At 70.2% G+C, this 14,610-nt stretch carries 16 protein-coding genes; 7 read left to right on the top strand and 9 right to left on the bottom strand.

Annotated elements, in window-relative coordinates; translation table 11 throughout:
• Positions 1-35: 35 nt before the first annotated feature.
• From OHS57_RS35375 to OHS57_RS35365, 3 genes are read left to right on the top strand one after another with little or no spacing between them, the layout of a single operon-like run.
• A complete protein-coding gene (locus tag OHS57_RS35375) occupies positions 36-1,061 on the top strand; it encodes an iron chelate uptake ABC transporter family permease subunit (RefSeq protein ID WP_198533438.1) in 1,026 nt (341 codons plus the stop codon).
• A 1-nt stretch (position 1,062) separates the two neighbouring features.
• Positions 1,063-2,130, top strand: a complete 1,068-nt coding sequence (locus OHS57_RS35370) for a FecCD family ABC transporter permease (RefSeq protein WP_041994725.1) — start codon at positions 1,063-1,065, stop codon at positions 2,128-2,130.
• A gap of 19 nt (positions 2,131-2,149) precedes the next feature.
• Positions 2,150-2,974, top strand: coding sequence for an ABC transporter ATP-binding protein (locus OHS57_RS35365; RefSeq protein ID WP_328585234.1), 825 nt, complete (start codon positions 2,150-2,152; stop codon positions 2,972-2,974).
• Here the strand turns inward: OHS57_RS35365 and OHS57_RS35360 are convergent.
• Positions 2,941-3,900 (bottom strand): methionyl-tRNA formyltransferase, encoded by a 960-nt coding sequence (locus OHS57_RS35360; RefSeq protein WP_328584596.1) that lies wholly within the window; start codon positions 3,898-3,900, stop codon positions 2,941-2,943. The two genes, OHS57_RS35365 and OHS57_RS35360, sit on opposite strands and share 34 nt — an antisense overlap.
• Before the next feature lie 76 nt (positions 3,901-3,976).
• On the opposite strand from OHS57_RS35360, the gene OHS57_RS35355 reads away from it, so the two are divergent.
• The gene (locus tag OHS57_RS35355; RefSeq protein WP_041994716.1) at positions 3,977-5,320 is read left to right on the top strand and encodes a lysine N(6)-hydroxylase/L-ornithine N(5)-oxygenase family protein; all 1,344 of its coding nucleotides are present in this window, start codon (positions 3,977-3,979) and stop codon (positions 5,318-5,320) included.
• 25 nt (positions 5,321-5,345) lie between these two features.
• On the opposite strand, the gene OHS57_RS35350 is transcribed toward OHS57_RS35355, so the two are convergent.
• From OHS57_RS35350 to OHS57_RS35315, 8 genes are all read right to left on the bottom strand, one after another.
• Positions 5,346-5,492 carry a hypothetical protein gene (locus tag OHS57_RS35350; RefSeq protein ID WP_328584595.1) on the bottom strand — a complete coding sequence of 49 codons (147 nt, stop codon included), beginning with the start codon at positions 5,490-5,492 and terminating at the stop codon, positions 5,346-5,348.
• 8 nt (positions 5,493-5,500) lie between these two features.
• Entirely contained in the window at positions 5,501-5,677 is a 177-nt protein-coding gene (locus tag OHS57_RS35345) for a hypothetical protein (RefSeq protein WP_157874426.1), read from the bottom strand.
• Complete coding sequence (locus OHS57_RS35340) at positions 5,677-5,826, bottom strand: hypothetical protein (RefSeq protein WP_328584594.1); 150 nt, start codon at positions 5,824-5,826, stop codon at positions 5,677-5,679. Before OHS57_RS35340 ends, OHS57_RS35345 begins: the two co-directional genes overlap by 1 nt.
• 104 nt (positions 5,827-5,930) lie before the next feature.
• Positions 5,931-9,248, bottom strand: coding sequence for an RHS repeat-associated core domain-containing protein (locus tag OHS57_RS35335; protein WP_328584593.1), 3,318 nt, complete (start codon positions 9,246-9,248; stop codon positions 5,931-5,933).
• Between the two features lie 85 nt (positions 9,249-9,333).
• Positions 9,334-9,864: a hypothetical protein gene (locus tag OHS57_RS35330; protein ID WP_063779688.1), complete on the bottom strand. Its 531-nt coding sequence runs from the start codon at positions 9,862-9,864 to the stop codon at positions 9,334-9,336.
• Positions 9,865-10,208: 344 nt separating this feature from the next.
• The gene (locus tag OHS57_RS35325; protein ID WP_041994708.1) at positions 10,209-11,051 is read right to left on the bottom strand and encodes an alpha/beta fold hydrolase; all 843 of its coding nucleotides are present in this window, start codon (positions 11,049-11,051) and stop codon (positions 10,209-10,211) included.
• A gap of 14 nt (positions 11,052-11,065) precedes the next feature.
• Positions 11,066-12,028 (bottom strand): alpha/beta hydrolase, encoded by a 963-nt coding sequence (locus OHS57_RS35320; protein ID WP_078864021.1) that lies wholly within the window; start codon positions 12,026-12,028, stop codon positions 11,066-11,068.
• Positions 12,029-12,109: 81 nt separating this feature from the next.
• Entirely contained in the window at positions 12,110-12,736 is a 627-nt protein-coding gene (locus OHS57_RS35315; RefSeq protein WP_041997580.1) for a hypothetical protein, read from the bottom strand.
• A gap of 154 nt (positions 12,737-12,890) precedes the next feature.
• Here OHS57_RS35315 and OHS57_RS35310 point away from each other — a divergent pair, with 154 nt between their 5' ends.
• The 3 genes from OHS57_RS35310 (at position 12,891) to OHS57_RS35300 (ending at position 14,581) form a co-directional block, all read left to right on the top strand.
• Positions 12,891-13,052, top strand: coding sequence for a hypothetical protein (locus tag OHS57_RS35310; RefSeq protein WP_041994705.1), 162 nt, complete (start codon positions 12,891-12,893; stop codon positions 13,050-13,052).
• Between the two features lie 12 nt (positions 13,053-13,064).
• Positions 13,065-13,328 (top strand): DUF4190 domain-containing protein, encoded by a 264-nt coding sequence (locus OHS57_RS35305; RefSeq protein ID WP_041994702.1) that lies wholly within the window; start codon positions 13,065-13,067, stop codon positions 13,326-13,328.
• Positions 13,329-13,423: 95 nt separating this feature from the next.
• Complete coding sequence (locus OHS57_RS35300) at positions 13,424-14,581, top strand: glycoside hydrolase family 88/105 protein (protein WP_328584592.1); 1,158 nt, start codon at positions 13,424-13,426, stop codon at positions 14,579-14,581.
• The last annotated feature ends 29 nt before the right edge of the window (positions 14,582-14,610 follow it).

The raw sequence follows: 14,610 nt of genomic DNA, 5'->3' as shown, positions 1-14,610 counted from the left end.
TGCCTAACCTAAAGGATGATGACGTGGAGAGCTCGGTGACCCGGGCGAGAGCCCCTCGCGCTGTGCTCCTGGTGGTGCTGCCGTGCGCCGCCCTTGTGGCGCTGTGCCTGCTGTCGCTGGCGCTCGGCGCACTGCGGGTGCCTCTCGGCCAAGTGGTCGACACCCTGCTGGGCCACCCGCCGAGCAGCCGGATCGACCATGTCATCTGGTCAGTACGGCTGCCGCGTACGGCACTTGGCCTCGCCGCGGGCGCCGCCCTCGGTCTGTCCGGCGCCCTCATGCAGGCGCTGACGCGCAATCCGCTCGCCGACCCCGGGGTGCTCGGGGTCAGCGCGGGCGCCGCGTTCGCCATTGTGCTCTCCGTCGGGGTGTTCGGACTCGGCGCGCTGTACGGCTACATCTGGTTCGCCTTCGCGGGCGCGCTCGTCGCGAGCGTGCTGGTCTATCTGCTGGGCGGACTCGGCGGATCGGGGACGACGCCGGTCAAACTGGCGCTCGCCGGCGTCGCCGTCACCTCGCTGTTGTCGTCGCTGACCAGCGCCGTCGTCCTGACCGACCCCGACGCCCTGAACCGCTACCGGTTCTGGGAGGCCGGATCGCTGGCCAACCAGAGTAACGACGCGCTGACACAGGTGCTGCCGTTCCTCGCCGTCGGCGCGGTGCTGGCACTGGCCAGCGCCCCCGCGCTGAACAGCCTGGCGCTCGGCGACGACGTGGCCGCGTCGCTGGGGCTGCGCCTCGGCCTCGTCCGTATCCAGGGCGTACTGGCCGTCACCTTCCTCACCGGCGGGGCGGTCGCCGTCATCGGGCCCGTGGTCTTCGTCGGACTCGTCGTCCCGCACATCGCGCGGGTGCTGACCCAGGCCGCAGGAATCGGCCCCGACCACCGGTGGCTGCTGCCGCTCTCGGCCGTGCTGGCACCGTGCCTGCTGCTCCTCGCCGACATCGTCGGACGGATCGTCGCCCGCCCTGTGGAGATCCAGGCGGGCATCCTGGTCGCCTTCATCGGCGGCCCGTTCTTCATTGTGATGGTCCGCCGCCGACGACTCGCGGAGCTGTGAGATGACCGGACTCCTGCCCGCCCGCACCCCGGGACGTATCACCTTCCGGCTGACGGCCCTGCCAGTCTCCGGTGTGCTGCGGCCCCGCCTGCTCGCCGTCAGCGCCGCCCTGGCCGTCGCCACCTTCCTGGTCTTCTGCGTCGGCATCTCCGTCGGTGACATCCACATCGGACTCGGCGACGTCATGCGGTCGCTGGTGGGTTCCGGCGATCCGGGGACCCGGCTCATCGTCCAGGAGCTGCGCCTGCCACGGGCGTTGACCGGGCTGCTCGTCGGTGTCGCCTTCGGGGTCTCCGGAGCCCTGTTCCAGACGATGACGCTCAATCCGCTGGCCAGCCCCGACATGATCGGCATCACGCAGGGCGCGGGCGCCGCCGTGGTCGCCGGCATCGTCCTCGGCTGGGACGCCGGGCTGAGCACCCAGTCGCTGGGGCTGGTCGGCGCGCTGGCCGCCGCCCTGCTCGTCTACGTACTGGCCTGGAAACGCGGGACGACCGGTTACCGCATCGTGCTCGTCGGCATCGGCGTCTCCTGGATCTGCACCAGCGCCACGGACTATCTCATGGCCCGCGGCGGCCAGTTCCAGGCACAGGCGGCGCTCGGCTGGCTCGTCGGCAATCTGAACGGCCGCGACTGGGCGCAGGTACGTCCGCTGGCCGCCGCCCTCGTCGTACTGCTCCCGGCGGCCCTGCTGCTCGGCCGCTGGATGCGCACCCTGCAACTGGGCGACGACGTCGCGAAGGGGCTCGGTACGCCGGTGCAGCCGGTACGGCTCGCCGTGCTGCTCACCGGGGTCGGCCTGATCGCCTTCGGTACGGCCGCTGCGGGCCCTGTCGCCTTCGTGGCCCTCGCGGCGCCGCAGATCACCCAGCGGCTGGCGCGGACCGCGTGGCCGCCGCCGCTGGCCTCCGGGCTCACCGGCGCGCTGGCCGTGCTCGGCGCGGATCTGATCGCGCGCAAGCTCATTCCCGACACCGAGCTGCCGGTCGGTGTGGTCACCGGTGTGCTGGGCGCCCCGGTCCTGCTCTGGCTGCTCGTCCGTGCCAACCGCGTCGGCTCAGGAGGCTGAACTCGTGTCATCGAACCCGGTGGACCCCGCCCGACCCGATCTGCGGGCCGAAGGGCTGCGGCTGGCGTACGACAACCGCGTCGTCGTGGAGAAACTCGACGTGGCGATCCCGCCGGGCCGGATCACCGCGATCGTCGGGGCCAACGCGTGCGGCAAGTCCACCCTGCTGCGGGCGCTGGCACGGCTGCTGTCGCCGCGCGCCGGATCCGTCCAACTCGACGGCCGCGCCCTGCAGTCCATACCGACCAGGGAGCTGGCGCAGCGGCTCGGGATCCTGCCGCAGGGCCCGGTGGCGCCCGAAGGGCTGACCGTCATCGACCTGGTCGGCCGCGGCAGGTCCCCGCACCAGACGTGGTGGCGGCAGTGGTCGAAGGGCGACGAGCAGGCCGTGCACGACGCGCTGCGCGCCACCGCCATGACCGACCTGGCCGACCGTCCGGTGGACGAGCTGTCGGGCGGCCAGCGGCAACGCGCCTGGATCGCCATGGCGGTTGCGCAGGGCACGCCGGTGCTGCTGCTCGACGAGCCGACCACCTATCTGGACCTGGCGCACCAGATCGACGTCCTGGACCTCATCACCGATCTGAACCGGCACGAGAAGCGCACGGTCGTGATGGTGCTCCACGACCTCAACCAGGCCTGCCGGTACGCCGACCACGTGATCGCCATGAAGTCGGGGGACATCGTCGCGCAGGGCTCCCCTGCCGACGTCATCACCGCGCCCACCGTGGAGGAGGTCTTCGGGCTCCGCTGCCAGGTCACCAGTGACCCGGTCAGCGGAACGCCGATGATCATCCCGATGAGCCGGCATCACGACACGCCGGGGCCCGTCGCCGTCAAGTAGCCGCCCATGGTGCGGAAGTAGTCGGTGGCGGCGTGCTCGGTGCCGTCCTCGGTCCGTACCCGCTTGACGAGCAGACCGCGGCTGCGGCCCGCCCGCGCCCGCTCACCGGCGACGATCACGATGCCGTCGCCCTCGCGGATGAAGATCCGCCCGGGGGTGCCGCCGTAGTTCGCCTCCGAGAGCCCGGCCGAGACGATCCGCAGCCGCTCGCCTCGGTGGTAGGTGAAGGCGTTGGGATACGGGTCGCACTGGGCCCGTACGAGCCGTTCCAGGTCCTCGGCGGGCCAGTTCCAGTCGATGCGGCTGTCCACGAGCGAGCGCTTGTGGAAGAAGCTGGCCTTCGACCGGTCCTGCTGGGTCCACTCGGCGGTGCCGGACTCGATACGGTCCAGCGCCTCGGTCACGATCGGCTCGATCAGGTCGACCGTGCGGTGGAAGAGGTCCGTCGCCGTGTCGGCGGGCCCGACCGGCACGGCCCGCTGCAACACGATGTCGCCCGCGTCGAGTTCGGCGTCCATCCGGTGCGCCGTGACACCCACTTCCCGCTCGCCGTTGATGAGCGCCCAGATCAGCGGCGAGAAGCCGGCGTAGGAGGGCAGCAGCGAGTCGTGCACGTTGAGCGTGCCGTGCGGCGGCAGGTCGAAGATCTCCGGCGGCAGCCAGGTACGCCAGTTGTTCGCGACGATGATGTCGGGCGCCGCCTCCGCGAGCCGGTCGAGCAGTTCCCGGTCGTCGGGCCTGTTGCGCAGCAGCACCGGTACGCCGTGCTTCTCGGCGAGTTCGGCGACGGAGTCGTCCCAGATCTTCTCGTAGACGTGGTCACTGCTGGGGTGTGTCACGACAAGGACCACTTCGTGCCGGGATTCCAGGAGCGCACGGAGCGTTCGATGACCCCAGGTCTGGTAGCCGAACATGACAACCCGCATGGTGAATCCTCCTCAGACGTTGCAAGGTAAGGCTAACCTTATCTAACATGTGGCTGCTTAGGGAGGCGATGACGCGGTGACAACACTGCACAGTGAGCCGGACACCATCTACGACGTCCTGGGGATCGGCTTCGGGCCGTCAAACCTGGCTCTCGCGATAGCAGTTCAGGAACACAACGGACAAGTCCGCCCCGATGACCGGATTCAGGCCGTATTCCTGGAGAAACAACCGCGCTTCGGCTGGCACCGCGGCATGCTGATCGACGACGCCACGATGCAGGTGTCGTTCCTCAAGGACCTCGTCACGATGCGGGATCCCACGAGCGACTTCAGCTTCCTGTGCTACCTGCGGGAACAGGGCAGGCTGGTCGACTTCCTCAACCAGAAGACCCTCTTCCCGCTGCGGATCGAGTTCCACGACTATCTCGAATGGTCGGCCGACCGGGTGTCGGACCTGGTGGAGTACGCGGCGGAGGTCCTCTCGGTGCTCCCGGTCACCGAGGACGGCGAGGTGCGGTGGTTCGACGTCGTCAGCCGTGACCCGGCCGACCCCGGGCGTACGATCACCCGCCGCGCCCGCAACATCTGTGTCGCGACCGGCATGGAGCCCCATCTGCCGCCGGGCACGGTCCTGTCCGACCGGGTGTGGCACAACAGCGAGTTGATGCCGAGGGTCGCCGAGCTGACCGAACGCCGTACGCCGGTCAAGCGGGCCGTGGTGCTCGGCGCCGGGCAGAGCGCGGCCGAGGCGGTGGACTATCTGCACCGCAGCTTCCCCGAGGCCGAGATCTGCTCGGTCTTCTCCAAGTACGGCTACACCCCGGCGGACGACAGTCCCTTCGCCAACCGGATCTTCGACCCGGAGGCGGTCGACATCTACTACAACGCCCCGCGCGGCGTGAAGCGGGCGCTCTTCGACTACCACCGCGCCACCAACTACTCCGTGGTGGACCTGGACTTGATCGAGTCGCTGTCCCGGACGATGTACCAGGAGAAGGTCCAGGGCCGGGAGCGGCTGCGCATGCTCAACGTCTCACGCATCCATGAGGTCGAGGAGAGCGGCGAACGCATCGACGTCACGGTCGAGTTCCTGCCGACCGGTGAACGCAGCGTGCTCACCGCCGATCTGCTCGTCCACGCGACCGGCTACCGGCCGCCGGACATCGGCGAGCGGCTGGGCGAGATCGGCAAGCTGCTGCTGCGCGACGAGGAGGACGCGCCGCTGGTCGGGCGCGACCATCGCGCGGTGACCGCCCCGAACGTCGTCTCCGGCATCTATCTGCAGGGCGGCACGGAGCACACGCACGGTCTCACCTCGACCCTGCTGTCCAACACGGCGGTACGGGCGGGCGAGATCCACGCGTCGCTCCTCGCCGAGCACACGACGAGAACCCGGGGTGCGGCGAGGAGCGCGGCCTGACGCCGTCCCCAGCCGCGTCCCCGGGCTACCCGCCCAGCGTCTTCGCCCGCTCCGCCCGGCGGGCGAAGACGTCGCCCCGGGAGGCCGCCATCTCGCGCAGGGCGCCCTTCCGCTCCCGCCGGTCGAGCCGGCTCTTCCCGCTGCTCCCGGAGGATTCCTGACAGGCCGTCAACCGGGCGCTCAGGCGACCTGGCTGACACCGAGCGCGGCGACACCGACGCCCACGACCATGCACAGGACCCAGATCACCATCTTGGCCACCGCCGAGTCCTGGCCGTAGCGGGACGCGGTCAGCCGCCCCAGCGCGCCGATCGCCACTCCGATCACGATGAGCAGTACGCCCGTCACCTTGCCCATTACCTGCCACCCCGTTCCTTGCGTCGCTTGTTCCAGATCCCGTAGCCGAACATGCCGACCACGAAGGCGAAGATGCACAGCACGACGATTACTCCCGCCGTGCCGTCAGGTATCCAACTACCGCGCCCGCTAACGGCGTTCGGGTTCATTCTCTGCTCCTTCTCCGGGTCGGGGGGACGGGAGGCGCGAGGACCGTGGGTCCTCTCGCCTGCCCGCTCCCCCGGTGATCAGTCGTGCGGCGGCGGGGCCACCGTCACGACCAGGACTCCTCGGCCGCGCTCTCGACCTGGCTGCCGACGAAGTCGCCGGCGAATCCGCAGCCGAGACCCACGACGGCGCCGCCCACCCCGGCCGTCGGCAGGCTCACCGCCGCGGCCGCGCTGATGCACGTCGCGTCCGTGATCGCACCGGCCACGGTGCCCGCGGCCGCCGCCGCGGCCTTGACGTAGTGCCCTTGGCCCAGTTCGGTCGCGATCCCGAGCACGGCCTCGGCGTCGAAGGCTCCCCCGACCTCCTTGGCCAGCCCCTTGCCCAGCTTGCTCCAGGAGAAGAGACCACTGGGGTCGGCGCGGTTGACGGGGTCGCCGTTGGCGTAGGCATAGAGGTTGGCCTCCTTGCCCGAAGGGTCGGGCTGGGTGAAGCGGCCCAGTGCGGGGTCGTAGTAGCGAGCACCCATCTTGTAGAGGCCGCTGGGATCGAGATAGCTGCCGGTGTAGCGGTACGGCTGGCCTGCGGGGCCCGAGTTGGTGCGTGCCTCACCGTAGGGCCCGTACGAGTAGGTCGCCGTACGCCTGCCCGATGCGTCGACCAGACCGATCACACTGCCCTGGGCGTCGGTGAGGTAGTACTGACTGGCGCCGCCGGTCTTGATGGCGGTCAGGGTGCCCGAGGGCTCCCGCACGAAGCCGGTCGCCGCACCGGCCGCGCTCTGGCCGCTGAGCCCGACGGCGGTGTTGACGAACGTGGTGCCGTCGCTGCTGAGCCGGTGGTTGTTGTCCACCCCGGCGTACGTGTTGACGGTGGCGGCGCCGTCGTCGGTGAAACCGCCGAGCTGGCTGAACGGCGACCAACTGCCGCCCGTACGGACCCCGGTGGGGCTCGCCGCCGACGTCTCGTTGCCCGCGCTGTCGTAGCCGAAGCCCGAGTCGCCGTCGCGGCTGGTGAGTTCGCCCGCGTCGTCGTACGCGTAGTCGACCTGGGCGCCGTCACATCCCGCGGGCAGCGTGGTGCCCGTCGACGATCCTGTGCGGTTGCCCGCCTTGTCGTAGCAGTACGACCAACCGGCCGTCGTGGCGCCGGCCTTGGTCTCCACGGCCTTGGTCAGCCGGCCCTGCGTGTCGTAGCTGTACGCGGTCGCCGCGCCGTCCGCCGTACGGGTACGGACCTTGTCGGTGTCCTTGCCGGACTGGGCGTAGTCGTAGCTGATCGTCGAGAAGGTCGTACTGCCGTTCGCCGCGACGATCTTGGTGGGCCGGCTGGACTTGTCCAGCGTCACGCTCTGTGTCGTCCCTCCCGGGTACGTCGTCTTCGTGCGCTTGCCGTTCTTGTCGTACTCGTACGCGGTCTTGGCCCCGCCCGGCTCCGTCAGCGAGGTGAGCGCGTTGGCGTCGTCGTAGCCGTACACCGTGGTGCCCGACGGGTCGGCGGCGGAGGCCACGTTGCCCGTGGGGTCGTAGGTGACGGAGGTGGTGGCGGTGCCGGGCAGGGTGCGGGTGCGTTCGCGGTTCTGCTCGTCGTACGTCACCGTCGTCGTACCGGCGGGGGTGCGGCGCGAGACGATGTTGCCGTCGTCGTCGTAACCGAACTCCGCCGTGGCCGAACCCGCCTGCTGCGAGACAACACGGTCGCGGTCGTCGTAGCCGTAGGTGGTGACGATCCCCCGGCCGTCCTTGACGGTGCGGGCGCGGCCCAGGTCGTCGTAGGTGTAGGTGAGGGGCTTCTGCGGGCCCGGCGGGGTGATGGTGGTGAGATCGCCCTTCGCGTCGTAGCCGAAGCTGGTCCTCTTCCCCCGCGAGTCGGTTGCCGTGCAGCGCTGCCCCGGCTTGCCGCCGCAGGTCATCGTGCCGGACTTGGGGTTGTACGTGTAGTCCCAGGACGCGGCGGTGCCGCCGGACGTCGAGTCCTTCTGGCTGAGTACGTTGCCGGACGTGTCGTAGGCGTTGGCGGCCTGCTGGCTCGACGCGGACGTCATCGTGTCGGGGTAGTAACCGCCCGACTTCTGCACCCAGTTCATGGTGGACCGGGCGCCGGTCGGCTGGGTGGCCGTGGTCGGGTTGAAGGCGTCGTCGTACTCGAACTTGACGGTGTTGCCGTCCGCCGTGCCGCTGCCCATCCCGTCGACCGCGCTGGTGACGTTGTTGTCGGGCCCCCAGGTCTTGGACCGGGTGTGCCCCAGCGGGTCCTCGGTCTTCGTCACGCGCCAGCGGGCGTCCACGGTCTTGAGTGTGTTCTTGCCGCGCGGGTCGGTGATCCGGACGACGCCCTCACCCTCGGAGCCCGGCTGGGGCAGCACCCAGCGGAACGCGGTGGTGTTGCCGGTGCCGGCCGCCTTGTTGATGACCCGGGTGACCGAGGCGACGCGCACGGTGTCCCAGGTGAAGGTGGTGACGTTGCCCCGGGGTGTGGTGATCTTCGTCAGCCGGTGCGAGGTGTCGTAGCCGAAGAGGGTCTTCTTGCCCGCCGAGTCGGTGAACGAGGTCAGGTCCGCGCCGGTGTAGCCGTACCCCACGGACCTGCCGGTGTTGTCGGCGACCTTGGTGACGTGGGCGCCGTCGTTGGTGAAGGTCAGCGTGCGGCCGGAGGTCGAGGTGATCTTCGAGGTGAAGGCCCCGGAGTAACTGACCGTCGTGGCGTTGCCGTTCTTGTCCTCGACCTTGCTGACCCGCGCGTCGCCGGTGGTGCCCGCGCGGGTGAACGTGGTCTTCTGGCCGTTGCCCCGCGAGGTGAGCGTGAAGGACTTCTTGTCCGACGCCTCGGTCAGGTCCTGCTTGTAGCCGGGCGCGGGGGTGAATCCGGAGCCGCTGCGGCCGAACACCGCGATGGTGCTCGAAGGGCCCTGGACATAGACGTCGTCCGGGGTGGCCTCGTGGATCAGGTAGTCACTGCCGGTGGTCGCCTTCCAGCTGGTGTTGAGGCCGTTGTAGGCGTTGCCGAGCGACAGTCCCGGCCCCGCGTCCGCGATGTCGAAGGCGGCGACGCTGACGAGCAGATTGCCGTTGCCGAGGTTGACCTGGGCGCTGACGGAGTCGGACGGCTGCGCCTGCCAGAACTGCGACCAGGGCACCTGGCCGATGCCCAGCCCCTGGAAGCCGGCGGCGAAGGCGTCCGGTTCGACGAGCGGACGGTCGGCGCCCGGCACGCCGATCGCGTTGCTGGCGGGGGCCCTGGTGACGCCGGAGGGCGAGGGGGACGGTGGTGCGGTGTGCGTCGATGCGGTCGGGCGTGCGGCCGGCGGCGCGGCCGCCGCGGCCGACGGGATCAAGGCGGCGAAGGTGATGGTCGCCGTGCCGACGGCGAGGGCCGACAGGGGAACCAGCCGTCTGCGACGGCGGTTCAATGGCATGCCGAACATGCGGGTCTCTCCCCGAGTTTGGTGGTGACGATGGGCTGGTCAGGCCGCGCGCCGGGGTCAGCGGCGCGGTGGTGGCGCGCCGGGGTCAGCAGCGCTTGGAGGAGCGGGCGTGGTACTGGCCCTGCTCACCGACGACGCTGATCGCGCCGTCGCCGGACGTGCACTCGTCGGTCGTGTCGGCGGCGTTTCCCCAGAACTCCTGGCCGTGTGTGTCGAACACGGTCCTGTTGCCGACCAGCGACTCGCGCTCGAACGACCAGACTCCGACGGTCAGATCGAAGTTGATCTTCTTGTCCAGGAACGACTTCCACACCCACACGTAGCCGTAGTTCTTGTCGCACGTGGGCGAGTAGAACTGCTTGACCGAGGCGATCGTCTCCGTGCCCCGGTAGGCGTACGACGTGGTGCCGATCTGGTAGGCGTCCGTGCAGACGCCGGCAGCGGCCGCCTGGGCGCTGTGCGGATTGCCCGTCTCACTGGCGGTCGTGCCCGATGCGGGTACGGAGGACCCCGTGCCCGGCACGGGTCCGGTGCCCGCGCTCGCCACTCCGGTACCCAGCAGCGACAGGGCGGCCCCCACGGTCACCGCCGCCGCCATGGAACGTATGCGGTTCATCAGTGTTTCTCCCCCACGGTCATGCGCACCCGCAGAACGCCCCACGCGTCATGCGGCCATGCACATCAAGGCACACCATCCGGTGCGCCTTCACATCGTTGCCCGAGGGGGAGATGGAACCGATAATTCCAGCGAACGGTTTACAGATAGCAACAGTCGACACGGTCCGTGAGGGCACGGAATTTCCACCGTTCCCTCACAGGAAACCCAGGCGCCGGCTCCGCTCGGCTTACGTTCTTGAGGCCGCGCCGACGCTCCGCTTCACGAAGCCGCGTTGCCACGGGAAGCGTGACTTGTCTCACAGGTTTACACCCGGCGCTCCCGGCAAGGCGCAACCGTTTGTGTCACACCGTCAGCCGGGTGAACTCCCGCACCACGCGCGCCAGTTCACCGGGCTGGTCCAGCGGGACGAGGGTGCGGCTGTCCGCGATCTCCACCAGGCTTCCGTGCGGCAGGAGTTCGGCGAGTCGCCTGCCGTGCGCCGGTGGCATCACCCGGTCGTCGCGGGCCCAGACGACCAGGGCGGGGCGGTCGAAGTCCGGCAGCCGAAGGGCGGCCTCGCTCAGCACATCGGTGTCGGCGCCCACGGCGCGCAGCATGCGGACCGCGTCGCGGCGGATCTCCTGACGCTTCATCACCGGCTCCACCCAGCGGCGAGTTGCCGCGTCCCCCCGCCTGGTCAACTGACCGAAGGCGAACGGCGAGCGGCGCACGGCCCGTAGCCGCATCTGCTGCATGAACATCCCGAACAGCCGGGGTGGCAGCTTGCCGGTGAGCATCAGCGTCCGGCCCGTGAGTCCGGGCGGGAAGTTGTCGAACGCCTCGCACGAGACGAGGACGGCCCGGCCCACCCTTGCCGCGTCCCCCGCGATGACGAGCTGGACCAGGGCGCCGCCGGTGTCGTTGCCGACCAGCGTGACGTCCCGCAGGTCGAGCCGGTCGAGGAACTCGACGACCAGCCTCGCCACCCCGGGCAGCGACAGGTCGGCGTCGGGGCGCGTCGCGTGGCGGTGCGCCCCGAGCGGGAGTGTCGGTGTCACACAGCGGTGGCCGGCGGCGAGTTCGGCCACCGGCCCCGACCACAGCGAGGAGTCCATCATCAGCCCGTGCAGCAGCACCACGGTGGGGCCTTCACCGCCGGTGTCCTCGTACTCGACCGGTCCGGCCGACAGCTCGATCAGTGTCATCCCGGGTCTCCCCCTCAGATCCCGCGCCCCGGCGCCGGCCGCGCCGCCCCGCGCGAGGCGTGACCCCCTGCGCCCTCGCCGAGCAACCGGCGGCGCAGAAAGTCCAGTTCGGCTTCGACGGCGCTTTCGTGGGCGTCCTGGAAGGGTGCGTAGTGTCCCCCGGGTACGTGGACCAGCTCGGCGTCCCGCGCCTGCCCCGCGGCGCGCACCGCCGGTGCGGCGAGGACCGACTGGTCCTGGTCGGCCACGACGACCAGGAGCGGGCAGCGCACCCGGGACGCGTGCCGACCGGGCTTGTACAGGCTGAAGTTGAGCACCGAGCGCGCCGCGACCTCCTGCTGCCACCGCGGATACGCGTTGTCCGGGTTGAGCACCTGGTCGCCGAGCCTGCCGTCCGGCGTGGCGAGCATGACGGTCTCACCCGGCTCCCCCGAGAGTCCGATCAGCAGGGGCTTGCGGCCGACGAGACCGCCCAGCATGTCGAGCAGGGTCAGCGCGGTGACCTTCAGCATCGCGAGCGGCTTCTGGTGGCGCGACGCGTTACGGGAAGCCACGGGGCCGTCGGCGTTCGGTGTCTGCGCGATTGCCGCCGCGAGCTGCGGATTGCGCGCCGCGACCGGGAAGACATGACCGCCGGACAGGGAGAAGCCCCACACGCCGAGCCGGGCCGGATCGACCCCCGGAAGCGTGGCGGCGAAGCCGATCGCCGCCTGCCAGTCGTCGACCTGGTCCCTCATGCGCACGACCTGGCGCGGCTGCCCGCCGCTCTCCCCCAGCCGGCGGTAGTCGAAGGCGAGGACGGCGAACCCCGCTGCGTTGAACCGCTTCGCGAACCGGTCGGTGCCCGGCTCCTTGGTGACTCCCCCGCCGCCCGCCATGACCACGCATCCGCCGTTGGTCCCTGGATAGTGCCAGGCCACACACTCCGTGCCGCCGCTGGCGAAGCGGACCTTCTCCCGATTCAAGGACATGCTCATGCCGGTCTCCCCGTGGCCGAGATTCACCCTGTCCTTAAAGTGAACCACGTGGTTCGCATGCTGTCCACGCGCGCCGGGCCCCTACTCCTCGGCGGCCTCCTCCCGCTCCAGCGCGCGGCCCAACGCCTCGAATCCCGCGGCGATCCCCGCGCTGTCGCCGCTCGTCCTGGCGTCCACGAGGAAGCCCCTGAGCACGGCGAGGATCATCTCGGCGACCTCCAGCTTCCGCCGCTGCGGCCAGTGCTCCGGGCAGATGGACAGCAGCAGCGGCAGATACTGCTGCGACGCCTCGCGGCCGAGCGCGCCGTGCCGCCCGGGGTCGTACATCGCCAGCCCGATGGCCTGGTCCAGCACCCGCGCCTCCTCGCCCACCAGGACGGGCCACACCACGCGCACCCAGTCCGCCAGCGGCCGGCGCGGCTGACCCGCGGTGGCCGCGGTGAAGGCCTTGTCGACGCGGCGCTCCCGCAGTTGGACGATCGCCTGCCTGAGCAGGTCGTCGATCCCGTCGAAGTGGTAGAGCAGCACCTTGTGGGTGGCGCCCGCCGCCCGCGCGGCCCGCCGGAGCGAGAAGTCCACGAGCCCGTTGGCCGCGAGGTCGTCGGTGACCCGGCCCAGCAGTTCCAGCCGCCGGGCCTCGCCACGCGGCGACCCGGCCGAACGCCGGTAGCCGGCCCGCTCAGGACGGTCCTCGAACGCTGACGACACGACGGCTCCCTGGAAGTCGGTTCCGATACAGGCGCACACCGTAGCTCCGCCCCCGGATGTGGGTGGCACCACACACCGCCGCCGTTTCCGTCGGTAACGCTCGGGCACGCGCAGTGCACAAGATCCGCGAGACACCCGAGAGCCAAGGAGAGACATGTTCGTTCTCGTCGGAGCGTTGCTGCTGTTCGGAGTCGTCCTCGGAGCCGTCGTGCACGTACCGCTGCCCGTAGCGCTCGGCGCCGCCGCCGTCATCGCCTGCTGGCTCGGGGTGTACGCGCTGCGCAAGCGGCACGCCCACAGCCGGGGCCACTCGTAAGGAGTCAGGACCATGACCGTCAAGACCCCCGTGCGCACCCCCGAGTCGACCCGCCGTACCGCCGACGGGATGGCCGTCGCCTCCTTCGTCCTCGGCCTGGTCGGGCTGCTGGTGTTCAACCTCTTCCTCGGGCCCGCCGCACTCGTGCTGGGCACGCTCGCGCTGGTCCGGCGCACCGGGCACCGCGGCCGGGCGTATCTCGGACTGGCCCTGGGCGCCGCCGACCTGATCGTGCTGGCCGTGCTGACGGCAGCCGACCACACCGTCAGCTGGTAGCCGCGGCAGCGCCGGAATCCTGGTACGGACCATGGACACCGTGAAGGCGAAGCGTCGATGATGACTGCACCCCCACAGATGTAGGAGCAGTTCACATGGATAGACGACAGTTGATCGCCGGCGGTGTCGCGGCAGCGACGGCAGCCACCTTGCTTCCCGCGCTGTCCGGTACGGCGACCGCCGCGTCCGGCCGAGCGACCACCGCCGCACCGTCCGCCCAACTCCCGTCCAGGGACGACATCATCAGCGTTCTGCGGCGGGTGGCCGACCACTGGATCGGCGCACACGTCAACCCGGGCGACAACGGCTGGGCCAACGCGACCTTCTTCAGCGGGCTGTTGGCCCTGTTCAGACTGACGAACGACACGGCCTATCTGAACTACGCGAGGAACTGGGCGGAGAGCCACGACTACGGGCTGATCGGCGGCACCACCACCCGGCACGCGGACAACCAGTGCGCGGGCCAGGCCTATCTCGACCTGTACGAGATCGAACCGGACGACCAGAAGCTCGACGCGATCGAGACGTCGCTGCACCGCATGGTCTACACCGACCAGCCGGGCAAGAACGACGACTGGTGGTGGGACGACGCGCTGCACATGGCGATGCCCTCGTTCGCGCGGATCGGCGCGCTGCGCGACGATCCGCAGTACTGGGAGAAGCTGTACAGCCTCTACAGCCACACCAAGCACGCCGAGGGCGGCCCGGGTCTGTACGACTCGGCCTCCGGCCTCTGGTACCGCGACGCGAACTTCGTACGCGGCGGGATCGTCTCCCCCAACGGCAAGCCGGTGTTCTGGTCACGCGGCAACGGCTGGGTGGCCGGCGCCCACACCAAGGCACTCAAGGCGCTGCCCGCAGCCGAGCGCCATGTCGCCGAATACCGCGACACGCTGCGCCAGTTGGTGACGGCCACGGCCAAGGTCCAGCGCACCGACGGCTTCTGGAACGTCAACCTCGGCGACGCCGCGCATCTGCCGGGCCCTGAGACCAGCGGCACCGCGTTCTTCGTGTACGGGACGGCGTACGCGATCGGTGCGGGCCTGGTCGACAGCGCGGCTCTGCTGCCGGTCGCCGCGCGGGGCTGGAACGGTCTGGTCGCCACCGCCGTCCATCCGGACGGTGTCCTCGGCTACGTACAGAAGGTCGGCGACCGCCCCGAGTCGAGCCAGCCCATCACCTACGACAGCACCGCCGACTTCGGTGTGGGCGGTTTCCTGCTGGCCGGGTCCCAACTGGCCGCGCTGGCCTGAGCTGGCCGCAAGACCCGACGGCACGGCCG

This window comes from Streptomyces sp. NBC_00370 (assembly GCF_036084755.1).
Lineage (GTDB): Bacteria > Actinomycetota > Actinomycetes > Streptomycetales > Streptomycetaceae > Streptomyces.
This window is presented reverse-complemented; position numbering and strand designations above follow the sequence as displayed.